Source organism: Cylindrospermopsis curvispora GIHE-G1 (genome assembly GCF_014489415.1).
Lineage (GTDB): Bacteria > Cyanobacteriota > Cyanobacteriia > Cyanobacteriales > Nostocaceae > Raphidiopsis > Raphidiopsis curvispora_A.
In genome coordinates this window covers 753667-778725 of sequence record NZ_CP060822.1, presented here as the reverse complement: position 1 = coordinate 778725, position 25059 = coordinate 753667, and the positions used below count along the sequence as shown (strand labels likewise).

Annotated in this window: 22 protein-coding genes and 1 pseudogene; 16 read left to right on the top strand and 7 right to left on the bottom strand. The window is 42.0% G+C overall.

The window, feature by feature from the left end:
- Positions 1-3 precede the first annotated feature (3 nt).
- Genes IAR63_RS03745 through IAR63_RS03735 form a run of 3 tightly spaced genes read right to left on the bottom strand, consistent with a single transcriptional unit; the run spans position 4 to position 4526 of the window.
- Positions 4-1128, bottom strand: a complete 1125-nt coding sequence (locus IAR63_RS03745) for a CO2 hydration protein (RefSeq protein WP_187706635.1) — start codon at positions 1126-1128, stop codon at positions 4-6.
- Positions 1125-2609 (bottom strand): NADH-quinone oxidoreductase subunit M, encoded by a 1485-nt coding sequence (locus IAR63_RS03740; protein WP_096547674.1) that lies wholly within the window; start codon positions 2607-2609, stop codon positions 1125-1127. The genes IAR63_RS03745 and IAR63_RS03740 overlap by 4 nt, the downstream gene beginning before the upstream one ends.
- Positions 2610-2669: 60 nt before the next feature.
- On the bottom strand, positions 2670-4526 hold the full coding sequence (locus IAR63_RS03735; protein WP_187706634.1) for an NAD(P)H-quinone oxidoreductase subunit F: 1857 nt from the start codon (positions 4524-4526) through the stop codon (positions 2670-2672).
- A gap of 471 nt (positions 4527-4997) precedes the next feature.
- On the opposite strand from IAR63_RS03735, the gene IAR63_RS03730 reads away from it, so the two are divergent.
- The 8 genes from IAR63_RS03730 (at position 4998) to trpD (ending at position 11395) form a co-directional block, all read left to right on the top strand.
- Complete coding sequence (locus IAR63_RS03730; protein ID WP_096545062.1) at positions 4998-5306, top strand: carbon dioxide-concentrating mechanism protein CcmK; 309 nt, start codon at positions 4998-5000, stop codon at positions 5304-5306.
- A gap of 98 nt (positions 5307-5404) precedes the next feature.
- Positions 5405-5746, top strand: coding sequence for a carbon dioxide-concentrating mechanism protein CcmK (locus tag IAR63_RS03725; RefSeq protein WP_006276526.1), 342 nt, complete (start codon positions 5405-5407; stop codon positions 5744-5746).
- Positions 5747-5752: 6 nt separating this feature from the next.
- Positions 5753-6055: a beta-carboxysome shell vertex protein CcmL gene (locus tag IAR63_RS03720; protein WP_187706633.1), complete on the top strand. Its 303-nt coding sequence runs from the start codon at positions 5753-5755 to the stop codon at positions 6053-6055.
- Positions 6056-6106: 51 nt separating this feature from the next.
- Positions 6107-7735, top strand: coding sequence for a beta-carboxysome scaffolding protein CcmM (locus IAR63_RS03715; RefSeq protein WP_187706632.1), 1629 nt, complete (start codon positions 6107-6109; stop codon positions 7733-7735).
- Between the two features lie 105 nt (positions 7736-7840).
- Positions 7841-8551 (top strand): beta-carboxysome scaffolding protein CcmN, encoded by a 711-nt coding sequence (locus IAR63_RS03710; protein WP_187706631.1) that lies wholly within the window; start codon positions 7841-7843, stop codon positions 8549-8551.
- 59 nt (positions 8552-8610) lie between these two features.
- Positions 8611-9396, top strand: coding sequence for a beta-carboxysome assembly protein CcmO (locus IAR63_RS03705; protein WP_096545071.1), 786 nt, complete (start codon positions 8611-8613; stop codon positions 9394-9396).
- A gap of 44 nt (positions 9397-9440) precedes the next feature.
- The gene (locus IAR63_RS03700; protein ID WP_096545073.1) at positions 9441-10355 is read left to right on the top strand and encodes a LysR family transcriptional regulator; all 915 of its coding nucleotides are present in this window, start codon (positions 9441-9443) and stop codon (positions 10353-10355) included.
- Positions 10352-11395: an anthranilate phosphoribosyltransferase gene (gene trpD / locus IAR63_RS03695; protein WP_187706630.1), complete on the top strand. Its 1044-nt coding sequence runs from the start codon at positions 10352-10354 to the stop codon at positions 11393-11395. The genes IAR63_RS03700 and trpD overlap by 4 nt, the downstream gene beginning before the upstream one ends.
- Here the strand turns inward: trpD and IAR63_RS03690 are convergent.
- Positions 11325-12341 (bottom strand): retropepsin-like aspartic protease family protein, encoded by a 1017-nt coding sequence (locus IAR63_RS03690; protein WP_187706629.1) that lies wholly within the window; start codon positions 12339-12341, stop codon positions 11325-11327. The genes trpD and IAR63_RS03690 overlap by 71 nt on opposite strands.
- A gap of 115 nt (positions 12342-12456) precedes the next feature.
- On the opposite strand from IAR63_RS03690, the gene carA reads away from it, so the two are divergent.
- The 5 genes from carA to IAR63_RS03665 all read left to right on the top strand — a co-directional run bounded on the left by carA (position 12457) and on the right by IAR63_RS03665 (position 16131).
- Positions 12457-13614 (top strand): glutamine-hydrolyzing carbamoyl-phosphate synthase small subunit, encoded by a 1158-nt coding sequence (gene carA / locus IAR63_RS03685; RefSeq protein ID WP_187706628.1) that lies wholly within the window; start codon positions 12457-12459, stop codon positions 13612-13614.
- An 89-nt stretch (positions 13615-13703) separates the two neighbouring features.
- Positions 13704-14051: an STAS domain-containing protein gene (locus tag IAR63_RS03680; RefSeq protein ID WP_235678346.1), complete on the top strand. Its 348-nt coding sequence runs from the start codon at positions 13704-13706 to the stop codon at positions 14049-14051.
- 148 nt (positions 14052-14199) lie between these two features.
- A complete protein-coding gene (locus IAR63_RS03675; protein WP_187706627.1) occupies positions 14200-14676 on the top strand; it encodes a Mini-ribonuclease 3 in 477 nt (158 codons plus the stop codon).
- Between the two features lie 84 nt (positions 14677-14760).
- Positions 14761-15735 carry a 23S rRNA (guanosine(2251)-2'-O)-methyltransferase RlmB gene (rlmB, locus tag IAR63_RS03670; protein WP_187706626.1) on the top strand — a complete coding sequence of 325 codons (975 nt, stop codon included), beginning with the start codon at positions 14761-14763 and terminating at the stop codon, positions 15733-15735.
- A 96-nt stretch (positions 15736-15831) separates the two neighbouring features.
- A complete protein-coding gene (locus tag IAR63_RS03665; RefSeq protein WP_187706625.1) occupies positions 15832-16131 on the top strand; it encodes a DUF1816 domain-containing protein in 300 nt (99 codons plus the stop codon).
- Positions 16132-16183: 52 nt separating this feature from the next.
- On the opposite strand, the gene IAR63_RS03660 is transcribed toward IAR63_RS03665, so the two are convergent.
- The gene (locus IAR63_RS03660) at positions 16184-16939 is read right to left on the bottom strand and encodes a DsbA family protein (protein ID WP_187706624.1); all 756 of its coding nucleotides are present in this window, start codon (positions 16937-16939) and stop codon (positions 16184-16186) included.
- A gap of 291 nt (positions 16940-17230) precedes the next feature.
- Positions 17231-17698, bottom strand: a pseudogene (locus IAR63_RS03655) (transposase); the annotation flags it as partial.
- Positions 17699-18402: 704 nt separating this feature from the next.
- Between IAR63_RS03655 and ltrA the strand changes: the two are divergent.
- The 3 genes from ltrA (at position 18403) to IAR63_RS03640 (ending at position 24178) form a co-directional block, all read left to right on the top strand.
- Complete coding sequence (gene ltrA, locus IAR63_RS03650) at positions 18403-20037, top strand: group II intron reverse transcriptase/maturase (protein WP_187706623.1); 1635 nt, start codon at positions 18403-18405, stop codon at positions 20035-20037.
- A 1760-nt stretch (positions 20038-21797) separates the two neighbouring features.
- On the top strand, positions 21798-22211 hold the full coding sequence (locus tag IAR63_RS03645; protein ID WP_328701260.1) for a transposase: 414 nt from the start codon (positions 21798-21800) through the stop codon (positions 22209-22211).
- Positions 22212-22858: 647 nt separating this feature from the next.
- Positions 22859-24178, top strand: coding sequence for a glutamate-5-semialdehyde dehydrogenase (locus IAR63_RS03640; protein WP_187706622.1), 1320 nt, complete (start codon positions 22859-22861; stop codon positions 24176-24178).
- Here IAR63_RS03640 and IAR63_RS03635 read toward each other — a convergent pair.
- On the bottom strand, positions 24167-25024 hold the full coding sequence (locus IAR63_RS03635) for an N-acetylmuramoyl-L-alanine amidase (protein ID WP_187706621.1): 858 nt from the start codon (positions 25022-25024) through the stop codon (positions 24167-24169). The genes IAR63_RS03640 and IAR63_RS03635 overlap by 12 nt on opposite strands.
- Positions 25025-25059: the final 35 nt, after the last annotated feature.

Here is a 25059-nt window from a genome sequence, read left to right as displayed (position 1 = left end):
GTTTTAATTGTTTGCTTCCAGCAATCGGGAGGTTTGAAATCTATCCATCCACTTTTCCAAGTACACTAGATTGGCTATCTGTTCACTGGGATCCCCTGTATCTATGGCATAGGGCATTAACCCTAGAATAGCTGCGGTTGTCACACAAAACATGGACTTTTGAAAGCTGATACAGATTTGTACCAGCAAGTCATCTTCACCTCTCAAACTGTGACGGTAAATCTGATGGAGGTACTCGGGTAGATAATGGCGCATGTCATGCATTAATAATGTGGGTGGAACACCTGAACCACCAATAGGGAGAGGATCCGCATATAAAGCACCATATTCAAATCTGGCCTGGTCTGGGGGAACCTGATATGCTTGAGCGTTTAGGGACACTGTTCCTAAAAAGGGTGTGCCTCGGAAAAATACTGCTTCTACGTAGGGAATGGCTGTGTCGGCCAAGAATGTTAATCCCATGGACTTAGGAATAATATCATAAACTTGCTCCCGAATTTTTACTTGGTAGGTGATTGGTTTTAGGGCATCTTTGACTAAACCAGCTTTAATATGTTCTACTACTTGAGGAATAGATGTGATTTTTCCGATATCGTACAAATCTGATAAACTGAGAAAGATATCAGCCATGACTCGCCAAAATTGACCGAGACCACTATAATAAGCAGACATCCGCAATTGTTCAATTAAAAAGTCCGGAAACAGCTGGTTAAGACCTATAACCCCTAGGTTGTATTTGAATTTAGCTGATATTACGGCCTGGGCTCTGTGGGCAAATTCAGGGCTATCTAAATAGGAATCTAGCCCCCCACCACCATGCCACATCATGGTTTTCATGCAGTATTCTGCATATTCAAAGTTAATGCGATCGTGCCACCAATGACGGAATAATTGGGGAAGGGAGATTTTGCCGTTAAAATATTTGAAAAATGGGAAGAATACTAAAAATTGATGATCTGCTATGTAGATCAGGTTTTGAGAATAAGCATCTAGTACCACACCATAACTTTTGAGAATCCCTACAACTTCTAAGACATTTTCTGGACTGTCTTTGAGTAGGGCCTTTCCGGTTTGCAATTGCTCGATGAATTCATGTAGGGGATGGACCCTGTTTTCAATCTGTTTCATTTACTTACTTGAGTTAATTGGCTTGCTGGTTTTTGCACACTGACCTGCACTGTTGCTTGACTCCAATGGGTTAACCATGACGGTTGAATTCCCAAAATAATAATTAATCCCGCTAATACTACAGCAGGCAAGCGATCGCTCAGGTATACGCGAGGTAGTCTAACTACTTGTGGTGATAATCTGCCAAAGAAGGCCCGGTTCACCAAAATTAGGAAATAAACTGCTGTTAAACCAGTTCCCACCATGGATAATAGGGTTTGCACCGGAAAAACCTCATAACTACCCCGGAAGATAATAAATTCTGAAATAAAACCTACCATCCCCGGTATACCTGCACTGGCCATAACTCCTAAAATCATTAGTGTGCCAACCACTGGCATTCCCCGTTCCGGATTTAATAACCCCCGCAGCACCTCTAAATCACGACTACCAGCTTTTTTGTATACTACACCTACCAGTAAGAATAACATGGCTGAAATCAGTCCGTGACTCACCATTTGCATGATAGCACCTAGTACACTCAAAGGTGTGGCCGCTGCTGTTGCTAACAGTACATACCCCATGTGTCCAATAGAGCTATAGGCTACCATTTTTTTCATGTCCTTCTGAGCGATCGCACAAGATGCTCCAAATAATACACTAATTACTGCCCATGTTGCCAGGGTAGGTGCTGCATATTCCCAGGCTTGGGGTAATAAGTTCATACCGAATCTAACCAGACCATAGGTTCCCAATTTCAACAGTACTCCCGCTAAAAGTACGGAAATGGGAGTGGAAGCCTCTACGTGGGCATCGGGTAACCAGGTATGAAAAGGAACAAGTGGGATTTTGATGCCAAATCCCATGATGATTCCAGCCAATAACAAGAGTTGGGTGGTTAAAGGTAGAGTGTGAGCATTGACAGTTTCTAGGGCAAAACTAGGGGAATGACTCAACCAAATCATTCCCAAGAAACTGGCCAGAATTAGGATTCCTGAAAGGGCGGTATAAATGAGAAACTTAGTAGCTGCATAACCTTTTCGTATTCCTCCCCAAATGGCAATTAGTAAGTATAGGGGAATTAGTTCCAATTCATAAAACAGGAAGAACAATAATAGGTCTTGGGCTAAAAAAGCTCCAATTACTCCAGTACTCAGTAAAAAAATTAAGGAATAATAAAACTTGGGACGCTGGATTGACTCATCAGTACTGTAAATGGCAATAACAGTCAAAATTCCGTTCAACAATAGTAAAGGTAAGGATAAACCATCCACACCCAAACGATAGTTTAACCCCAACACATCTATCCAAATCAGGGATTCGGTAAATTGCACAGTCCCCTGGTTAGGGTCAAACTTAATCGTTAACAAAACAGTCCACAAAAAAATCATTCCAGCAATGGCCAGAGAGATTTGACGGGCAGTTTTTCCAGTTATAGATATTGGATAAAAACCAATCACAGCTGCACCAATTAAAGGTAGCAAAATTAGGGTACTTAACATCATTAGTTCATCACCAGTTCATTATTGCTAATTTGGCATTTAGGCGGTTATTCACTACGACTAGAAGGGTAATTTGTTTAGTAAACCTAAGTAACCACTAATCAAGAAACCAAGCAGACTGATCACCACCAGAATCGTTAACATATAACCCTGAGATTGACCAGAAACACTATATTTTAGGCTTTGCCCACCAAACATGGCTGCAAATCCCACCAGATTAACCAGACCATCTACTAAATAGCGATCGCACCAGGAGGATATTTTAGATAAGAGTGCTACTACACCGACTATGGTCAACCGATATATCTTATCAATGTAAAAATCATATCCTAAGAAATCTTGAACAAATCTCCATGCCAAAATCCTCGATCTCGACCAACCCTTGTGTAGATGTATGGTAGAGCCGATTACCACCCCCAAGACAGTGGAACCTACTAATGCCACAGCTATGTACCAATCAACATCTTCCCAGTCAGGAAGTAAGTACCATTGCTGAAGCATGACTGGCAATATTAGGGTCATAATTGTTAGGGTAACCATGGGGAGAGCCATGGGCCAACCCACTTCCGGGGCGCGACGGGTTTTTTGTTGAGGTTGTCCCCAAAAGATCAGACGAAAAATCCTAGTTAAATTTAGAGCGGTTAGGCCATTGACTAAAATTAACACTACAATCACCCACGGACTAATCTTCACTAAACCATCAGCCCACGCTAACATGGCCCAAAAACTTCCCAGGGGTAACAAGGTGACCATTCCCGCTGCACCCACCAAAAAAGCCGTTGTTGTTGCTGGCATCTTGGACCACAACCCACCCATTTCCGTCAGATCTTGAGTTTGGGTGGTATATATGACAGAACCAGAACTCATAAATAATAGTGCCTTGGCCATCGCATGGGTTAACAGCAGCATCAGAGCCACACCTCCCTGCTCCATTCCTACCGCTAAAAATACCAGTCCCATATAGGCACTCGTAGAATGAGATAGGGCACGTTTAATATCAATTTGAGCTATTGAAACTAAAGTCGCTCCCACTGCTGTAACAGTACCCATGATGATCAAGGCATTCAAAGCCACGGGAGATAGGCTGAGGATAGGTTGAATTTTATACAGAACATAGGCCCCACCAGCGACCACCAGAGAGTTGCGCATGACAGAAGCTGGGTTTGGGCCTTCCATCGCTTCATCTAACCACAAATGGAGGGGGAATTGGGCGCACTTACCAGCAGGCCCGGCAATTAGGGCTATACCTAGCAAGGTGGAAGTCAGAGGATTTAAATTTGCCCCTTGCACCCACTCATAAAGATCTGAGAAGTTCAGGCTATTAGCTTTAGTGGAAAGTATAACCACAGCCATAAGTAGTAATAAATCCCCCACTCGTTTAGTTAAAAACGCATCCCTGGCTGCTGTTACCACTAGAGGTTGGGCATACCAAAAACCCACCAGTAGATAGGTAGAAAGAGTAAGAACCTCCAGTAGAGCATAACTAAGAAATAAGGAATCACTCACAGCTAATCCACTCAAAGCTGCTTCAAAAAATCCCAAGAGAGCAAAAAAGCGTGCTAGGGACCAGTCTTTTTCCATATAACCCAAAGCATAGGTTTGAGCTAATAGACCTAATCCGCTAATTAACACTAATGCTCCCACACTCACCTGAGATAATTCTAAAGCAAAATTCAACTGAAAATCGCCGAACTCAAACCAGTTAATTACTAAGCTTTGTGAATCCGTACCCCCAAAATTTTTAAATACAAGCAAGCTATGGAAGAAAGCCAATATAGTCATTAACAAGTTCAGATAAGCAGCAGGTCTAGGACCAGTACTTTTAACCATTCCCACACACCACGGCAGGGTGAGAATTGCCCCCAATAGGCTATAAAACGGCACAAACCAACTTGTGAATAATAAGACCTCATTCATCTAAATCATCGGACTCCAATTTTTCTTTCTTAAACAGGCTTAAAACAAATCTCGGTTTAGAATAAGTCAACCTGACCACAATCAAGTTTTTTTAATATTTTTTTCATAATATTGTCGTCCTGACCTCGACCCACTCTTGACGACCTCATTATTATTTATACACTTACCACAATTTGCCGTGCCAATCCTATTACCTGGGAAATTTTTCTTCAATGCGAATATATTCATATATCAACCCGGTTTATAGAGTTCTGGTTAATCTGACTAAAGCTTTCCTGGGCAGTTAAATTTTGTTAAGTTTTCTAAAACTATTTTATCACAAACTATTATAGTAATTTATGTTGCCAGGGGTGCCCAGGTCTCATATCCTTAGATCTAGAAGTATTTGCTTCGCTCAAAATGAGCATCCCCGTCAAAAATTTCTAACCAACCACAGTACAAAAGTCCTATTTAATTTTGAGGAGTTCTGCGATGCCAATTGCAGTAGGAATGATTGAGACAAAAGGGTTTCCAGCAGTAGTAGAAGCCGCTGATGCGATGGTAAAAGCAGCCCGTGTTACCTTAGTAGGGTATGAAAAGATCGGCAGCGCACGCGTTACCGTGATTGTGAGAGGCGACGTATCCGAAGTTCAAGCCTCAGTAGCAGCGGGTATTGAAGCGGCTAAAAGGGTAAATGGTGGAGAAGTATTATCCACTCATATCATTGCCCGTCCCCATGAGAACCTAGAATATGTATTACCCATCAGGTATACAGAAGCAGTAGAGCAGTTCCGAACTTAAACAGGTAGCTCACAGCTTGCCCGACAGTAAAGAGGAATAACTTTTTACTTTTGATAGTCAACAATGTAAAATCACAATTGTAAGTAAGGATAGAGAAAATGTCAATTGCAGTGGGAATGGTGGAAACCTTAGGTTTTCCCGCAGTGGTAGAAGCTGCTGATGCGATGGTAAAAGCAGCCCGTGTTACCTTAGTAGGATATGAGAAGATCGGCAGTGGTCGCGTAACAGTAATTGTGCGTGGTGACGTATCCGAAGTTCAAGCCTCAGTAGCAGCAGGAGTAGAAAACGTGAAGCGAGTCAATGGTGGACAGGTATTGTCTACCCATATTATTGCTCGCCCTCACGAAAACCTAGAGTACGTACTGCCAATTCGATATACAGAAGACGTAGAACAATTCCGGGAAGGGGTAAGTGGGATTCGCCCCTTTAGGAGACCGTAATTAAAAATGCAAATTGCGAAGGTGCGTGGCACAGTAGTCAGCACCCAAAAAGATCCCAGTCTCAGGGGTGTGAAACTACTCATGGTCCAGCTGGTAGATGAGAACGGTAATCTTCTCCCAAAATATGAGGTAGCAGCTGACAACGTGGGAGCAGGAGTAGATGAGTGGGTACTATTCAGTCGAGGTAGTGCCGCCCGTCAAGTTCTTGGCAATGAACAGCGACCCCTAGATGCGGCAGTGGTGGCGATAATAGATACTATTCACGTCGAGGATCGTTTAGTTTACAGCAAAAAAGACCATTATAGATAGTCAGGAGGTCACGACCACTGACAACAAGATTATTTCAGGAGGAATCCCACAATGGTAGTCCGCAGCACGGCGGCACCCCCAACCCCGTGGTCCAAGAGTTTAGCCGAACCGGACGTTCATCAAACTGCTTATGTACATCCTTCCTCTAACTTGATTGGGGATGTTCATCTCGGTCAGAATGTGATTATTGCCCCAGGAACATCTATTAGAGCAGATGAAGGAACTCCCTTTCATATCGGTGAAAATACTAATGTTCAAGATGGGGTAGTTATTCATGGTTTGGAGCAGGGCCGAGTAGTCGGGGATGACGGCGAGAAATATTCCGTATGGATTGGTAAAAATGCTTCCATGACCCACATGGCGCTGATTCATGGGCCAGCTTATGTAGGGGACAACTGTTTTATAGGTTTTCGCTCCACCGTCTTTAATGCCAGAGTTGGAGCGGGTTGCATCGTCATGATGCATGCCCTAATACAAGATGTGGAAATACCTCCGGGGAAATACATAGCTTCCGGTTCAATTATTACAACACAGCAGCAAGCTGATCGCTTACCAGATGTGCAGGCTCAAGATCAGCAGTTTGCCCACCATGTTGTGGGGATAAATCAGGCTTTACGAGCTGGTTATCGCTGCGCGGAAGATCTCAAATGTATTACCCCCATTCGGGATGAGTTAAAAGATCACGAAGAAAAAACTTATACAAGCATTACAGTTGAAGAGTTAGATAGGAGTAGTGAAGTGGCAGGCAAATTGAGTGCAGATACAGTAGAACAGCTACGGTATCTACTGGAGCAAGGTTATAAAATTGGTACAGAGCATGTGGATCAAAGACGGTTTCGGACAGGATCCTGGCAAAGTTGCCAGCCCATTGAAACCCGCTCCTTGGGACAGGCAATTAGTGCCTTGGAAACTTGTTTAGTGGATCACGCTGGTGAGTACGTGCGTTTATTTGGGATTGATAGTGGTAAGAAGAGGGTTTTGGAAACCATTATTCAACGTCCTGATGGTGTGGTGGTAGCTACTTCCCCTAGCTTTAAGGGCCCATCCCCAAGCAGCTATAATGGCAATGGTAATGGCAAGTTTGGTGGTATTGATGCCCAAATCATCAATCAGATTAACCAGCTTTTGAGCAATGGTTATAAGATTGGAACAGAGCATGTAGATGAACGAAGATTCCGGACTGGGACTTGGCAAAGCTGTGAACCTATTAATTCTACCTCCACTCAAGAAGTAGTGGCAGCTTTGGAGTCATGCTTAAACTCTCATCAGGGTGAATATGTTCGACTAATTGGTATTGATACCAAGGCTAAACGGCGAGTGTTGGAAAGTATTGTGCAACGCCCTAATGGACAGGTAGTCACATCTGGTAATGGCAAATCTTCCCTGTCTCCCGCTGGTGCCACCACAGCTGTTAGTAACCATCTAAGTGGAGAAGTGGTAGATCATCTCAGACAATTAGTCAACGGTGGATTCAAGATTAGTCTGGAACACGTAGACCAAAGACGCTTCCGGATGGGAACCTGGTCCAGTGCAGGACCCATTGAAGCTAGAAGTGAAAGAGAGGCGATCGCCACTGTAGAATCTTATCTATCCGAGTATGCAGGTGAGTATGTAAGATTAATAGGTATTGATCCCCAAGTGAAGCGTCGTGTACTGGAAGTAATTATCCAACGTCCATAATAGGCTGGTAGGTTTGGCCAATTACCACTTACCACTTGAATTGGCATCATCCCACAACCAATTTTTTGTGAAATCATTGTTCCGGCTTCCGAGGTAATAAAAGTCATGTCTTCTGTGCCGTTGCTTCGCCTCAGCGACAAATTTGATCCTTATATTAGTGGTGAGGTGAATATTGATCCTAGTGCCGTAATAGCACCGGGGGTAATACTCCAGGCGGCCCTTAACAGCAAAATTATTATTGGTCCTGGGGTCTGTATTGGCATGGGATCAATTCTCCAGGTAAGTCACGGCATTCTAGAAATAGAAATGGGGGCCAGTCTGGGGGCCGGTTTTTTGATGGTTGGGGAAGGTAAAATAGGAGCCAATGCTTGTATTGGTTCGGGCACTACAGTATTTAACTATTCTGTAGCTGCTCAACAAGTAATACCAGCAGGTTCGATTTTGGGAGATAGCAGTCGCCAAGCAAATTCCCAGGAGTCTGAAGAATCTGTAGATAGGGGTCATACATCCAGTCAGAGTGGAGAACAAGTGGTAAGCAAGACCCAATTTACTGCCACTTTTGTGAATTTTAAAACACAGTCTACTTCCGTACCCCCACCTTCTCCCACTCCAAAAAGCCAGTCACCGCCGGAAACAGAATCTAGTACTGAGTCGCAAGAGACAAGTGATGGTAAACCCCATAGTAGGGATCCCACTGAGCCCCATCCCTTAGGAACGCAAATCTACGGGCAAGGAAGCATTAACCGACTTTTAAGTACCTTGTTTCCCCATCGCCAGTCCCTCAGTGACCAGGATGCTAACAATGGTGTGGAGTAAATGTTAATTGTTAGTTGTATGGTCAGTCGTCATTTTTGCGATTATGCTGGTGAATAAATATGGAAACATACAGTCAACCTACTCTTAGTACTATTCAATCACCTCGTCGCCACAATAATCTCAAGGATACTGCCTTGGGCTTAGTTTCGACCTTGAGCTTCCCTGCCATAGTGGGGACAGCTGACATGATGTTAAAGTCTGCTGGAGTGCATCTGGTAGGCTATGAGAAAATTGGTAGTGGTCACTGTACAGCTATTGTGCGAGGTAATATTGCGGATGTACGTCTAGCTGTAGAGGCGGGGGTGCAAACGGCGGAACAGTTTGGACAGTTGGTGTCAAGTCTAGTTATTCCTAGACCCTATCCTAATCTGGATATAGTTTTACCAATTAATCGTCTGACCCAAATTATGGCGGATGGCAGTTATAGTCGTCTGAGTAATCAAGCTATAGGTTTAGTAGAAACCCGTGGCTTCCCTGCCATGGTAGGTGCTTGTGATGCTATGCTCAAATCAGCAGAAGTTCATTTAGCTTCTTATGAGAAAATTGGTGCGGGATTGTGTACTGCCATTATTAGAGGCACAGTGGCTAACGTAGCTGTAGCTGTGGAAGCGGGTATGTATGAAGCAGAAAGAATAGGGGAATTAAATGCCGTCATGGTGATTCCTCGTCCTCTGGACGAGCTGGAGCAGACCTTACCCATTGCTAGTTGTTGGGTAGAAGAACATCAACCTTTAGATATACCCCTACATGTCAAAGAGAAAATTGTTGACGCCCAAGCTGTAGAGTTACCTGATCTAGCCAAATTGCCGGTTAAAATTAAGGAAGAATTGCTGGTGGACGAATAGTGTTTACTAAATATATTAAGAACTGCTGTTAGAGGAGAATCACCTTGAACCAAGCGACACTGCACCAGTTGAAGGTGTTCGAGGCCGCTGCAAGACACGGCAGCTTTACCCGTGCTGCAGAGGAACTATTTCTTACCCAACCTACTGTCTCCATGCAGATCAAACAACTGACTAAATCCGTGGGTTTACCATTGTTTGAACAGGTGGGTAAGCGCTTATTTTTGACCGAAGCTGGAAGGGAATTATTTGCCACCTGTCGTGAGATTTTTAATGTTATTTCCCAGTTTGAAATAACTGTAGCAGATCTTAAAGGACTAAAACAAGGTAGCTTACGTTTGGCAGTCATTACTACTGCCAAATACATTATTCCCCGTTTATTGGGACCTTTTTGTGAACTTTATCCAGGAATTGATGTTTCCCTACAGGTAACAAACCATGAAGGCATCTTGGAACGGATGACTGCCAATTTGGATGACTTGTATATTATGAGTCAACTGCCAGAGCATTTGGATATTCAGTTTCAACCTTTTTTAGAGAATCCCCTAGTGGTTTTTGCACCTGTGAATCATCCTTTGTCTACGGAAACCAACATTTCTTTGGAAAGATTGGCACAGGAACCATTTATTATGCGCGAACCTGGTTCTGGTACTCGCCGTGCCATCCAGAGTTTATTAGAGGAAAATGGTATTAAAGTCAAGGTTAAATTAGAACTGGGTAGTAATGAAGCGATTAAGCAAGCCATCGCTGGAGGTTTAGGGATATCGGTTTTATCCCGTCATACCTTATTGAGTGATGCCCACCAATTTAGTATTTTGGATGCACAACATTTTCCTATCAAACGTACCTGGTATATAGTTCATCCTTCCGGTAAGCAGTTGTCTATTGTGGCTCGTACTTACTATGAATACCTGTTAGGAGCGGCAAAAAGAATTGTCGAAGAGGAAATTATCCAATCATGATAAACTTAGTTGCTGATGATACATGGTCAAACTTACTCAAACAGCTATTAGATGGCCAATCATTATCCCGCAATCAAGCAGCAACCCTTATGGAAGGGTGGATCCAGGAAAAGATTCCCCCTGAACTGTCGGGGGCAATATTAACCGCACTCCATTTCAAAGGGGTGTCTCCAGAGGAATTGACTGGTATGGCTGGGGTCTTAAAAGGTTTATGTCTGAAAACCAACCCAGAAAATACCCCCCTCATTGACACTTGTGGTACTGGTGGAGACGGAGCAGCTACCTTTAATATTTCTACAGCGGTGGCTTTTGTCGCTGCTGCTGCTGGTGTACCGGTAGCTAAACACGGCGGACGTTCTGCTTCTAGCTTAACTGGTAGCGCAGATGTTTTAGAAGCTTTAGGAGTGAACCTAAATGCACCTGCTGAAAAAATACAAGCTGCGGTCAAGGAAGTGGGAATTACTTTTCTCTTTGCTCCGGGATGGCATCCGGCCATGAAAGCCGTGGCTCCATTACGACGCAGTTTAAAAGTTAAAACTGTATTTAATCTGTTAGGCCCATTAGTTAATCCCATGGCACCCACAGGACAAATCATAGGGGTATTTGATCCTACCTTGATTGGGACTGTGGCCCAAACCCTAAATAATTTGGGGACACAAATGGCAATCGTATTACATGGTCGGGAAAAATTAGATGAAGCAGGACTGGGGGGAATCACCGACCTGGCAGTTTTGAATCAAGGGGAAGTGCAAATTACTACCCTCAACCCCGAGGAAGCAGGAGTTACACCAGCATCCATCGCCGCTTTAAAAGGTGGTAATGTGGCTGAAAATGCTGATATTTTAACCAGGGTGTTACAGGGTAAAGGCACTACAGCTCAACAAGATGTAGTAGCATTAAATGCCTCCCTAGCTTTACAAGTCGCTGGTATGGTTCCTTTGTTCCATCATCATCAGGGAGTAAACAGGGCTAGGGAAATTCTGGCAACTGGTAGTCCTTGGGAAAAGTTGGAACAGCTGGTGGAATTTTTACGGGGTTAGAAGTTGTGTTTTGAGGACGGAATTCCACCACATTCCGCTTAATGGTGAGGTCATAATTGCCAAAGAAATCATGTCCTAATAAACCAGTAGTTAGTGCTACTCCAGCAATGGCCACAGGCACCCTTTTTGCCATCACCCCCCCCACCTCCATAGAGTCAACGTAGGCTATGGGAAATTCTAGTCCTTGGGAACTGACCGTATTGGCCCTGGCTACACCAACGGGGACAACCCCTAAAGAGCGAGCCATTTCTTGGGTAATTACAGAACCACTAGCACCTGTGTCCACAATCATCTCAAAACGACTTTTGCCATTAAAAGTTACTTCCACAATGGGAGTGCCACCAATTCGTCGCTTAATGGGTACAATGTATACTTGTTCATGGTCATTAGTAGTCTCCGTTGGAATCTTCTTGGTGACAATGTCTGGTGAAGGTGATTGGAAATCTGGTGTGGTGGGCGTTTCCCTCACGGGGGGAAAATAACCTATTTTTCTCCCTGGGTTTGACCTGGTTACCACTGGGGAATCTGGTAATAAGGAGGATCCTCTGCTAGGATTACCTTGTTGACGGGCCAGTTGGAGTTGACCCTTATACTCGATAATCTTTTTCTGAGCAAAAGCAAAATTGGGGCTATTTGGTCTGATTTGTTTTAATAGGGCGATCGCCCTGTTGAAATTACTCTCCACCAATTGCCAGTCCTCAGCAGATTGGGCCCACTGACCTATTCTCACAGCACTAGTACCCTTGTCTAAAGCCAATTCCAACACACTGACTTCTTGACTGTGTGGCAGTCTTTTAGGTGGTTGTACTGCTGCTAAATTACCCACATCCCTGGAGTGGTTTATGCTTTGATTAGTCTGTTTATGACCAGTACAGGCAACTACTAAAGTTGCTAAAGCACTATTCATGACAATCACAGTTGTGCGTGGCAAAATAGAATCTAACATAGTTTCTTACAGATTAACCACCTGGCCATCTCCCATTTTAACCTTTCAACAATTCAAACATACTTGAGATTTAACAATTTCTATCATAACTAACAAAATAGGTTACTAATTACTTATGGCTCTATCTGAAGCAATACCTGCCCTTTTAGTTCTAGCAGACGGATCCGCATATCGTGGCTGGTCTTTCGGAGCGATGGGAACCACAGTAGGAGAAGTAGTATTTAACACTGGCATGACCGGATATCAAGAAGTGCTAACTGATCCTAGTTATACAGGGCAAATAGTAATTTTTACTTATCCAGAATTGGGAAACACGGGAGTTAATCCTGAGGACGAGGAATCGGTAAGACCCCATGTAAAGGGAGTAATTGCCCGCAATATATGTCATCAACCCAGTAACTGGCGTTCGACCCAACCCCTAACAGAGTACTTGAAACAGCAGCAAATTCCTGGTATATTTGGAATAGACACAAGAGGCCTAACCCGGAAAATTAGAATTGATGGAGCAATGAATGGGGGGATTTCCACAACCATTTTAGAGGAAACAGAATTACTGGAGCTAGTGCAAGCGGCACCAAGTATGACCGGACTAAACTTAGTGAAACAGGTAACCACAAAAAAAGTCTATGAATGGTCAGAACCGACCCCAGAAGTGTGGGAATTTAATTCCCAGTCTAGCGCCAAACAAAGGGAAGCCCTAACGGTAGTAGCATTAGATTTTGGGGTAAAAAGAAATATTCTCAGACGTTTGGCCAGTTATGGTTGTAAAGTGGTAGTTGTTCCCGCCCATACAACCGCCGAGGAAATCCTGGCATATAATCCAGATGGTATTTTTCTTTCCAACGGTCCAGGGGATCCAGCAGCAGTAACAGAAGGGATCACCACTGCCAAAAGCCTGCTAGAGAGCAAAAAACCAATGTTTGGGATTTGTATGGGTCACCAAATATTAGGTCATGCCCTGGGGGCCCAAACCTTTAAACTAAAATTTGGGCATCGGGGTTTAAATCAACCAGCTGGATTACAAACAAGAGTAGAAATTACCAGCCAGAATCATAGTTTTGCTATTGATCCGGATTCTCTACCATCAGCAATGGTAGAGGTTAGTCATCTGAACTTAAATGATCAAACGGTTGCTGGAGTGCGTCATAAATCCCTGCCTATTTTTTCCGTGCAGTATCACCCCGAGGCCAGTCCCGGTCCCCACGATGCTGATTACTTATTTGAGCAATTTGTGCTAGAAATGCAAACAGCACGTCAAAAGGGGGAAATTTGATCCCCAACAAGCGTTTATTGTTTAGTTATTTTAGTTAATAGGAACAGGAGGGAGTTATTGCTGAAAACAGAGAAGTACTAAATTTAACCGTGAGCCTAAGGGGCACCCGGGAAGTCCGGGACAACTGCCAGCTGTTCCGTCTCACAGGGTTGTTGGATGCCTTTTCGGAGCCAACATTTCGTAAGGTACTAGAGGGTAAAATTGGGGAAGGCCCAAACAATATAATTCTGGATCTGTCACAAATTGACTTTATAGACAGTTCGGGTTTGGGTGCTCTGGTGCAATTAGCCAAACAAGCCCAAAATAGCCAGGGAAGTTTCCAAATTGTCCCTAATGCCCGGGTGACTCAGACAGTCAAGCTTGTGCGGTTGGAAAAATTTCTCTCCTTACAAGGTACGGTTGAAGAAGCTGTAGAAAAGATTAATAACAAATCGTGACAGCTCGCCAAAAACATTCCCCAGTTGATGATGAGGAAGTAGAAAAAGTCCCAGTTTTTCTCTTCCTCATCTCACTGTGGAAAACCTATTTCCCAAGAAAGAGAATACAAAAGCGCTGTCAAATTTCAAGCCAAGGAATAATTAACAGGTGAAACCCCAGGAGGAAGATTTCCAAACCGAAGATGAAATTGCAACACAGCAATCATCTCAAATTCTGGCATTGCTGACAAACATTGGTCAATCTCCCCAGTTTCTATGTGAAGCCCAAGTAAAAAAAATCTCCCCTGCTGCCTTAGCTTATTTAGGTGATGCAATTTATGAACTTTATGTTAGAATGTTTTATCTGTGGCCACAGCAAAGACCGGAGATTTATCATAGCTTGGTAGTAGCGCAGGTGAGAGCAGAAAAACAGGCCTCACACTTACGCTCTTTGATTCCTGAACTGAGGAATCATGAATTAGAAATCGTTCGCAGGGGACGCAATGCAGCCACAGGGCGTCCCAAACGACTAGATCCCGAAATTTACCAGCAGGCCACCAGTTTAGAAACTTTAGTTGGCTATTTATATCTCACAGATTACCCCCGTTTAACAGAATTGCTACAAAAACTCCCTCTGGAAAAATAATTAACTAGCTTACCTGTGTCGGTAGTTACTTTTCATGAATCCAGATGGAATTGTTTGTTCACATACTTACTACAATAAATAACCATGAGCTACCAACCTAAAAAGAACAATCATGCCAGGGAATCGGAACGTCCCCAACCAATAAAAATCAAAGGTAAGCGCGTCCTAAGTCATCCTATTCGCACTCACAAGAAAGCAGAGGTTATACCCCCTAAACCTCGCCTTTTAGACCAAGGTTACCAACCACCGGTACAAACTAAAAACTCTGAAGAGCAAGATAATGATCTTATTTATGGACGCCATCCTGTCCTAAGTGCTTTGGAAAGTCATCGTAATCTTAATCGTCTTTGGATTACTTCCCGGTTAAGGTATGATCCCAGATTTCATCATCTAGTTCTCCAAGCTAAAGATAATGGCACTGTAATTGATGAAGTTGACCCCAAGCGTTTAGACCAGATTACCAATGGTGCAAATCATCAAGGTGTAGCTGCTCAAATTGCTCCCTATACCTACACTGAATTAGAGGACTTAATTAGTCAGGCCCAAACTGTATCAGAACCAGTGATAGTTGTTGCTGATGGGATTACCGATCCCCACAACCTAGGAGCAATTATTCGCACTGCTGAGGCCATTGGCGCTCAAGGACTAGTAATTCCTCAAAGAAGAGCTGTTGGCATTACTTCTACCGTGGTGAAAGTCGCTGCTGGAGCTTTGGAAAACTTTTCTGTGGCTAGAGTTGTTAATTTAAGTCGCGCTTTAGAACAGCTAAAAGAGTCCGGATTTTGGATTTATGGAACTGCTGCTACTGGCAGTGAACCTTTACATAGTGTTCGGTTCACAGGCTCTACGGTTTTAGTGGTCGGATCCGAGGGTGAAGGTCTGAGTATGTTGACACAAAAATCCTGTGATGTTCTAGTCTCTATTCCCTTGCAGGGTAAGACCCCTAGCCTCAATGCCTCCGTAGCAACCGGTATGGCACTTTATGAAATTTATCGCCAACGCTTGTCAAATACTCATTATCTTGATAAATTACATACATTTTCTGGGAAAAAACTTTGAAAAAATCAACCTAACAGAGTATAAAGAAATGTAAAACCTAATCTGTTTTAATTTTGTTCTGTCACCTGTTAACACATTTATAAATTGGTGGAAACCATGAAAAATATTTGGCAAAACCTTAAAGAGTCCTTAATCAACCTAAATAACAATTTGGGTTTGGCTTGGTGGGTGGAGATTGTCACTCAGAATCCCCGTTGTACCTATTACTTTGGACCTTTTTTAAGCGTGACCGAGGCCACATCTGCCAGTAATGGCTATGTAGAGGACTTGGAAGCAGAGGGAGCACAGGGAATTACAGTCAATGTTAAGCGTTGCAAACCTGATAATCTGACCATTGAAGACCTGGGGGGAAAGATTGACCGCAAAGTAAAGCCTGTCTTTAGCGGTCAGGTTTAAGAATTATTGGGCTGCAAAACTCCTGCGCTGGTAAAGCGGGGAGTTATGCTGATTAATTTCTAGCAGCTGCCAAAAATGTTTCCAGCTCTGATAGCTTGATAGGTCCGGTAAAATTTGGACTAGTGACAATAAAGGAGGGGGTACCAGAAAGGTTGAGATTGTTCACTAAATCTAGGTCTTTTTGAATTGCTTCGTCTGCTAGCTGTCTGTCTTGATTAAATTTGCTTAGGTCTAATTTGAGATTTTTCGCAGTTTCTATGTATAGACTCTCCCCTAGCTGGTTTTGTTTAGTGAATAAGGTGTCATGATACTGCCAAAACTTACCTTGTTGATGTGCAGCCCAGGCAGCTCGAGCAGCTGGTAATGCTTGACTATGGACTTGAAAAAGAGGAAAATGTTTATAAACTAGGGTAAACCTGTTAGGGTACTTTTTCAATAAATCCTTGAGGGTTTTGTGTGCTTCACTGCAATAGGGACACTGAAAGTCAGAAAACTCTAGTAGAACAGTTTGTAGTTTTGATGAACCAATAGTAGGGGAGTTACCAATAACATCCTGTGTATTTTGGCTGAAGTTCTTGATAAACTCTTGTCTCCTGGTGATAACTCTTTGCTGTTGTTCCTCTTGGTATGCTTGAACACTCTCGATAATAGTTACCGGGTTGCGACGTATAATTTCTAGTACTTGTTGTTCTAGTTTTGGATCTATCTGGTTTTGGGCATAAGTGGGTAATATCAAAGCAGACCAAAATAAACTACTCAGTAGAATACTGGAAATACGAACTATCCAATTTTTAAAAACTTGACTCATGACAAAATAGGAAATGGTTATTAACCAGAGTAGCTTATGGGGATCTCAATGCAGCAAAAAATCTAGAACGATGGTTTGAAGGAATTCAGATTCCGATTCGTTCGGATCAAACGGTAAGCTCTACCGAGATAGCTTGTGGAGTAGACAAACCTCTCAAGAATCATCTTGAGACTACGATGAAACAGGAAGTAGGTAGTCCAGGTCTGTAAAGGTCTGGGTAGCTTTGGGTAGATCCTATAGAGCGGTAGATTCAATCTAAGTTAGGGGTTGCTGAAAAAGTTGAGAATAAACCTAATGAAAATTGGCTCGGTGGTCATGCAAGAAAAAAGATAAGTTTTCCTCATTGAAATTTACGAAGTAATTAACTTTACTAATCAAACAAGGTAAAAAAGATGTAATTCCCAAAAATTGACACAAAAATCCTCCAAACCCCCTTGATAATATTCTGCAAAGGTTCATGACCAAAAAGCACATAGCAATGGAAGTTAAGGAGGTATTAGGTAATTTAGACATAACCCTATCCAGGCTAAATCTCCGTTTACCTTGCCCAAATTTACCCTCAATATGGTTACGAATCCCTTCATCTTCTCTTGCTTGTTTCTTCATCGAAGGAGTCACATTTTTGGGTGGTCTTCCTAATGGGGAACCACTAATTCTAATCCCTCTTTCTTGACACCAACTTCTATTCTCCCTCTAACTAATATGGTCTAAAAATACATAGCCATCAAAGCAACTGGCTGAAAACTTAGCTCCAAATTCCGTATGGTAGCAATTACCCGTTATTGTTTGAATTAATCCACACCTGGAGACTGTCCGTGGGGGAGACCGGGAATCAATTCCCGGTCTCAAGTGCGACCTGAAAAGGGTCTTTCTGTTACGGGGAGCCTACTCCCCCAGGGGATTCACAGCCCTTGCTCTCGTGTAAAAGACTCTGTTAAGAGTCCGGTCACGTCCCAGTACAGTAATGGATAAGGACGGAATGCAGACCACAAATGTAGCCAAAACTAGTAGTCTAAAACCGGTTAGGAGCTAGAGGGAATTCTTCCAAAGGTGAACCACGTGAATTATCGATAAAACTGCGTTATGGGAAGAATGTCCAAATTAGACTGATAGGACATAAGCGGTGTAGTTTAGGTGCTTTGAGATTGCCTAAACCTGTGAATAACAAAACCGCCGCAGGATAGATAGCACCCAAGGAAGAGTGTAACAACAGAAGGACCAACAGGGCAAGCCCTACAAGGTCTGGAGAATGTCGATAACTCCAGTAGGTCAAAGGTAACAATGACGGAACTCCTTGGAGGGTACAGGATGGGTGAGAAAGCGAATGTTGGAGGTAATGCTCCAAATAGGGGTTCAAGATTTGCCTCTGACCGAAAGGAATAGCAGAATTCACCTGGGTCTTATACGAAAGACAAATTGAAAAAGAAATCAAATCCAATGACAAGTTAGATACAAACACTCTTATGTTAGTAAACGGACAGAGGAAACAGCTTGAGAACTGGAGCCAAATCAATTGGCGACGGATAATGAAAGCTGTTCGAAATCTAAGGCAAAGAATCTTTCGTGCTAGACAACTTGGTAACTTTCGCAAGCTAAGGAGCTTGCAAAAGCTTATGTTACGAAGCCACGCAAACCTACTGTTTGCAGTAAGACAAATCACTCAGACCAATCGTGGCAAGAAAACATCTGGGATAGACAAGGAGATAATAAACACCCCAGGAGAAAGAGTGAAACTTGTACTTGAATGGAATGAGGTCGCACCTAGTCCTACAAGACGGGTAATGATTCCAAAACCAAACGGCAAGAAACGTCCCCTTGGTATCCCAACTATAAGGGACAGAGTCATGCAAACAGTAGTCAAAAACGCACTAGAACCTGAATGGGAAGCCGTGTTTGAAGAACATTCTTATGGATTCAGACCAGGTAGAAGTTGTCAAGATGCCATAGCACAGTCCTTCATAAGATTGAAAAATGGCAGAGACAACTGGGTTCTAGAAGCCGATATCAAAGGCTTCTTTGATAACATTGCCCATGAAACCATTCTACAAAATATTGGTGACTTTCCTAAGAAAGAACTGATAAAAGAATGGCTAAAAGCTGGTTTCATATTCCAAGGGAAAATAAACCCTTCAGAACGAGGCACACCACAAGGAGGGGTAATATCGCCCTTACTAGCTAATATAGGATTACATGGATTAGAATTTTTTATAAAATCTACCAATCCAAAACTTGGTGTGGTGAGATATGCTGATGATTTCATAGTCACAGCTAGAGACAAAGAAAGTCTCAAAAAGGCACGAAACCAGATACAGCAATGGTTGAGAGAAAAGGGTCTTGAACTCAGTTCTGAGAAGACGCTAATCACGTCAATGGTAGATGGGTTCGATTTCCTTGGCTTCAACCTCAAGCACTATGATGGCAAACTCCTTATCAAACCCTCGAAAAAGAAAGTGTTAGCTCTCTGTAAGAGGCTAGGGATGGAAGTCAAAAGTCTAAACGGTCGAGAGCAAGAGGTAGTCATAAATAAACTCAATCCGATTCTCAGAGGGTTTGCTAACTATTACAAAGGTGTAGTTAGTAAAGAAATCTTTGATTACATCTCTCATAGAGTATGGCAATACCTTTGGAGGTGGGCAAAGCGGAGGCACCCACAGAAGAGCAAAAAGTGGATTAAAGACCGCTACTTTAAATCAATAAAAGGCAATCAGTGGAGGTTCGTTTGTAAAAGGGAACGCCGTGGGAAGATATCGTTGATATCGGTCTATCCAATAGATAAGACACCAATTGAGCGCCATATAAAAGTTAAGGGTAGTGTGTCCCCAGACGACCCAAATCTAAAAGAATATTGGAATAAACGTCACCAAAAGAAAGGGAAATCACATTGGGATAAAGGCTCGAAATATTATGAGGTAGCCAAAATCCAAAACTGGAAATGTCCCATCTGCGGTGAACCACTACTCAATGGAGATGGAATCGAAACCCACCACATAGTACCTGTTGCAAAAGGTGGTCTGGACGACATAGAAAACCTGAAGCATTTGCACTCAGCGTGTCATAAACAGGTACACTCAAAACCCAAGTTGAAAGGCTTGAAGTAAGGCTTGAGCCGGATGATGGGAAACCGTCAAGTCCGGTTCTTAGGGGAGGGAAGGATAGTGATGTCCAACCCTTACCCGACAGCTCAAGTCGGTTAAAACCGACTAGTTTTGTCACGTTGTAGGCTGGCTTGATAAAACCCAATTTACATTACACTGTATTGGAATCGGCTCAAAAATATCTATGTACCCGCGCGCCGATTTTTTTCAATATGGGGGGTTGATTATTTACCTTTGGATGTGATACCTTGATAATCGAAATTCGTGCAATTTTTTTAAAAATGCCACTACTCCATTGTTCCACTACCATACTACCATATTTCCAGCCCTTTAATCATAAAAAAACTTATCTTGCTTGCCGCGAAACATAATTTTTTCTTATTGTTTATCAGGCGATTGCAAAGCACTCCCTATGGGAGATCGCCAGAGGACTCGTAGGTTGGGTTAAGCAACGAAACCCAACAAACCCACGGGATATAAACACTCCCCATGGTAGCAATTACCCGTTATTGTTTGAATTAATCCACACCTGGAGACTGTCCGTGGGGGAGACCGGGAATCAATTCCCGGTCTCAAAGCTCAAGTCGGTTAAAACCGACTAGTTTTGTCACGTTGTAGGCTGGCTTGATAAAACCCAATTTACATTACACTGTATTGGAATCCGCTCAAAAATATCTATGTACCCGCGCGCCGATTTTTTTCAATATGGGGGGTTGATTATTTACCTTTGGATGTGATACCTTGATAATCGAAATTCGTGCAATTTTTTTAAAAATGCCAATACTCCATTATTCCACTACCATACTACCATATTTCCAGCCCTTTAATCATAAAAAAACTTATCTTGCTTGCGGCGAAACATAATTTTTTCTTATTGTTTATCAGGCGATTGCAAAGCACTCCCTATGGGAGATCGCCAGAGGACTCGTAGGTTGGGTTGAGGAACGAAACCCAACAAACCCACGGGATATAAACACTCCCCATGGTAGCAATTACCCCTTATTGTTTGAATTAATCCACACCTGGAGACTGTCCGTGGGGGAGACCGGGAATCAATTCCCGGTCTCAAAGCTCAAGTCGGTTAAAACCGACTAGTTTTTTCATGTTGTAGGCTGGCTTGATAAAATCTAAAATATATTACACTGCATTGGAATACGTTTAAAAATATTTATGTACCCGCGCGCCGATTTTTTTCAATATGGGGGGTTGACTATTTACCTTTGGATGTGATACCTTGATAATGGAAATTCGTGCAATTTTTTTAAAAATGCCAATACTCCATTATTCCACTACCATACTACCACATTTCCAGCCCTTTAATCATAAAAAAACTTATCTTGCTTGCCGCGAAACATAATTTTTTCTTATTGTTTATCAGGCGATTGCAAAGCACTCCCTATGGGAGATCGCCAGAGGACTCGTAGGTTGGGTTGAGGAACGAAACCCAACAAACCCACGGGATATAAACACTCCCCATGGTAGCAATTACCCCTTATTGTTTGAATTAATCCACACCTGGAGACTGTCCGTGGGGGAGACCGGGAATCAATTCCCGGTCTCAAAGCTCAAGTCGGTTAAAACCGACTAGTTTTGTCATGTTGTAGGCTGGCTTGATAAAATCTAAAATATATTACACTGCATTGGAATACGTTTAAAAATATTTATGTACCCGCGCGCCGATTTTTTTCAATATGGGGGGTTGACTATTTACCTTTGGATGTGATACCTTTGTACCTTATGGATGGCAAAAAAAAGGAGAAAATATTCCTATAAAAAGTGGTCGTAGTCGTAGATTAAATATACTAGGTTTAATGAATCGCTATCAAGAATTAGATGCCTATACATTTGAAGGAACAATTACCAGTGAAGTGGTTATATCTTGTCTTGATAAATTTGCGGAAAACCTTCCGATAAAAACGTTTGTGGTTATGGATAAAGCATCATTTCATAGAAGCAAGAAAATCCAGGATAAAATTAATGAATGGCAACAGAAGAATTTAGAGATTTTTTGGTTGCCATCCTATTCTCCCCAACTAAATTTAATAGAAATTCTCTGGCGATTTATGAAATATGAATGGATAGAAATGGATGCTTACTCTAGTTGGCAGAATTTAGTTAATTATGTTGAAAAAGTCATTCGAGATTTTGGCAAAGAATATGTAATTAATTTTGCATAACTACTTACCTCCATGTTGGGGTGTAAGGTGATCAGGACTTTCCGCCAAGAAATGTAGATCACCTTACTTTTTTCTAATTATAAAACTATTTGAACAGACATGCAATAGGTTTACAGAAAATAATTAACAATTTTTGTAAAATCTCTCGACTTGTCAAGCATAAATGCAAAATGTAAGAATCTCGCACTCACTCAGTTGCAGTAAAAGTAATGCGATCGCCCTAACTAGAAATGACGGTATGAAGTATCAAGCACTGTCATTCCTCTTGTTATTCTCTTGTGTTATTTTCTTGATTGTAAGGGCGATCGCATGGTTAAAAATATATGCGATATATTAACCACAGCCATTGAACCCTTAACAAAATACCGCTAACGAGTTTACGTTTGTCCTGAATGTGGACGCACCCAAGACGGAGATCGCGGCAAAAAATCTAGAACGATGGTTTGAAGGAATAAGGTCTGGGTAGCTTTGGGTAGATCCTATAGAGCGGAAAAATGCGATCGCTATATCCGTTGTTGGAAGCATGTCCCAAATCTATACAATATGTAAGTGGGTGGGTGGAATTAAATATAAATTGTGCCTCCCTACTTATTTCCCCCCAAAATAATTAGTTACTACAGTTAGTTTTTGTGATTATGAGTTTAGATATGAGTTTAGAAATTAGTTTGCAACATACCTCTACCCTAAAAGAGATTGCCCAAAAAACCCGCTTAGCTGCTCTTAATTTGTCCCTGTTAACCAGTAAACAGAAAGATTATGCTCTTGATACAATTGCTTTAGCTTTAGAGTCTGCCCAAGAAGAAATACTTCAGGCAAATATAGCTGATTGTCAAAATGCAATGTCTCAGAGTATCAGTAAATCATTATATAAACGATTGTATTTAGATTCTAATAAACTACAAGAAGCGATCGCTGGTGTAAGAGATCTAGTCAAACTAAAGGATCCAGTGGGTCAAGTTCAAATCCATCGAGAAATTGACAGGGGATTAATTCTCAAGCGTATAACCTGTCCCTTGGGTGTGCTGGGGGTTATTTTTGAAGCTAGACCAGAAGCTGCTATTCAAATTGTTTCCCTGGCAATTAAATCGGGGAATGGGGTCATTCTTAAAGGAGGGAGAGAAGCAATAGGTTCTTGTGAAGCCATAGTGAAAGCGATTAAACAAGGTTTATCTAAGACTGATATTAACCCAGATGTGGTGCAATTATTAACCACCCGAGAAGAAATATTAGAACTTTTAAATTTAGATAAATATGTAGATTTAATTATTCCTAGGGGTTCAAATTCCTTTGTCAGATTTGTCCAAGAAAATACTCGAATTCCAGTATTAGGTCACGCGGATGGAATTTGTCATCTGTATGTAGATAAAGCAGCAGATATTCACAAGGCAATTGATATTACTATAGATGCCAAAACCCAATATGCAGCTGCATGTAATGCCATTGAAACCTTACTAATACACAGTAGTATTGCCCAGGAATTTTTGCCCCAAGTTGCATCAGCTTTAGAATCTGAAAATGTAGAACTAAGGGGAGATAACCGAACCTTGGATATATTACCAAAAATTGAATTGGCCACAGAAAAAGATTGGCAAACAGAATATAGTGATTTGATTTTGTCCATTAAAATAGTTGATTCTTTAGAAGAGGCTATCGCTCACATCAGTGAATATGGTTCACGGCACACCGAGGCGATCGTTACGGAAGACTTGATAGCAGCTAATACCTTTCAAGCATTAGTCAATGCAGCAGGAGTATATCACAATTGTTCCACTAGATTTGCTGATGGTTTTCGTTATGGTTTTGGTGCAGAAGTGGGAATTAGTACCCAGCAAATGCCACCTCGGGGACCTGTGGGTTTAGAAGGGTTGGTAACCTATAAATATCATATAGTCGGAGATGGACACGTTGTGAAGACCTATACAGGCGATCGCAGGAAAGGGTTTACCCATAAAGATTTAGGAGTGTGATTGGGCAATACTGTGAAGTTTTCGAAAAGAATGCAATTTTTTAAAGAATCTGTCAAAATCAAAGCTCAAAGGGTCAACTTTACCATTAGCCACATCTACAGCTCGATGAGTAGTGATTCTGTCATCGGGAACTTGGCTTTGGGCAATCAACCAAGCTAGGGAATTGTATTGCTCCTGTGTATAACCACTATGTTCTCTAATATCTCTTTTTCCCCAACCGTCAGGAGGTGTTTCTAAAGAAACATGATAGGCAAAATTATTAACGGAAGGAGCTAATTTAGGATTAGTTTGAACTGTCTCTATTGTGCCATCTGTATTTTTAAAAACTGAATTGCCAGCGCCAAATGCTCTTTTATCGGGTGGGACTAAATAAATTACAGTTCCATCCCGGGCAATGATGGCATGATAACTAGCTTGAATATCTTCATCCACATTATGGTTCTGAAAGTAATTGATTGCACTCCTAGCAGAATATGTTGTTTCATGTAAAACAATAATTGGTTGGTTACTAACTGCCATACCCTTGGTATCCCGACTGAATCTTTCCCCATAATTACTAGGATGTACTTGTGCTGCTGTTAACTTAGGTTGGTACTTACTAAAGCTATCAGTTGTGACGTATTTTTTCACAACCTTTTTTTGTTTAATTCTTTCGATAAGTGACTGAGAAAAATTTTGTATTTGTATTGATTTCGGTTGTTTTGTTTTTGCTTGTGCCTGTAATAATTGTTTTGGGTATGGATTCACAACTACTGCTTGAGATGTTTCAGAACTAGTCAAGGCGTTCTGTCCATACTGTTCCCTTGCTAGACCGGTAGAAATTACTATAATAAAGGTTGTCAACATCAAAAAAATAATGCCCACTCTTGTTGTCCAATCCT

Excerpts from the sequence above, each read along its gene's own strand:
- IAR63_RS03660 (WP_187706624.1), bottom strand. The coding sequence starts at position 16,939 with ATGAGTCAAGTTTTTAAAAATTGGATAGTTCGTATTTCCAGTATTCTA.
- trpD (WP_187706630.1), top strand. The coding sequence starts at position 10,352 with ATGATAAACTTAGTTGCTGATGATACATGGTCAAACTTACTCAAACAG.
- ltrA (WP_187706623.1), top strand. The coding sequence starts at position 18,403 with ATGTTAGTAAACGGACAGAGGAAACAGCTTGAGAACTGGAGCCAAATC.
- IAR63_RS03735 (WP_187706634.1), bottom strand. The coding sequence starts at position 4,526 with ATGAATGAGGTCTTATTATTCACAAGTTGGTTTGTGCCGTTTTATAGC.
- carA (WP_187706628.1), top strand. The coding sequence starts at position 12,457 with ATGGCTCTATCTGAAGCAATACCTGCCCTTTTAGTTCTAGCAGACGGA.
- IAR63_RS03725 (WP_006276526.1), top strand. The coding sequence starts at position 5,405 with ATGTCAATTGCAGTGGGAATGGTGGAAACCTTAGGTTTTCCCGCAGTG.
- IAR63_RS03705 (WP_096545071.1), top strand. The coding sequence starts at position 8,611 with ATGGAAACATACAGTCAACCTACTCTTAGTACTATTCAATCACCTCGT.
- rlmB (WP_187706626.1), top strand. The coding sequence starts at position 14,761 with ATGAGCTACCAACCTAAAAAGAACAATCATGCCAGGGAATCGGAACGT.
- IAR63_RS03635 (WP_187706621.1), bottom strand. The coding sequence starts at position 25,024 with ATGTTGACAACCTTTATTATAGTAATTTCTACCGGTCTAGCAAGGGAA.
- IAR63_RS03715 (WP_187706632.1), top strand. The coding sequence starts at position 6,107 with ATGGTAGTCCGCAGCACGGCGGCACCCCCAACCCCGTGGTCCAAGAGT.
- IAR63_RS03690 (WP_187706629.1), bottom strand. The coding sequence starts at position 12,341 with ATGTTAGATTCTATTTTGCCACGCACAACTGTGATTGTCATGAATAGT.
- IAR63_RS03710 (WP_187706631.1), top strand. The coding sequence starts at position 7,841 with ATGTCTTCTGTGCCGTTGCTTCGCCTCAGCGACAAATTTGATCCTTAT.
- IAR63_RS03745 (WP_187706635.1), bottom strand. The coding sequence starts at position 1,128 with ATGAAACAGATTGAAAACAGGGTCCATCCCCTACATGAATTCATCGAG.
- IAR63_RS03720 (WP_187706633.1), top strand. The coding sequence starts at position 5,753 with ATGCAAATTGCGAAGGTGCGTGGCACAGTAGTCAGCACCCAAAAAGAT.
- IAR63_RS03665 (WP_187706625.1), top strand. The coding sequence starts at position 15,832 with ATGAAAAATATTTGGCAAAACCTTAAAGAGTCCTTAATCAACCTAAAT.
- IAR63_RS03740 (WP_096547674.1), bottom strand. The coding sequence starts at position 2,609 with ATGTTAAGTACCCTAATTTTGCTACCTTTAATTGGTGCAGCTGTGATT.
- IAR63_RS03730 (WP_096545062.1), top strand. The coding sequence starts at position 4,998 with ATGCCAATTGCAGTAGGAATGATTGAGACAAAAGGGTTTCCAGCAGTA.
- IAR63_RS03640 (WP_187706622.1), top strand. The coding sequence starts at position 22,859 with ATGAGTTTAGAAATTAGTTTGCAACATACCTCTACCCTAAAAGAGATT.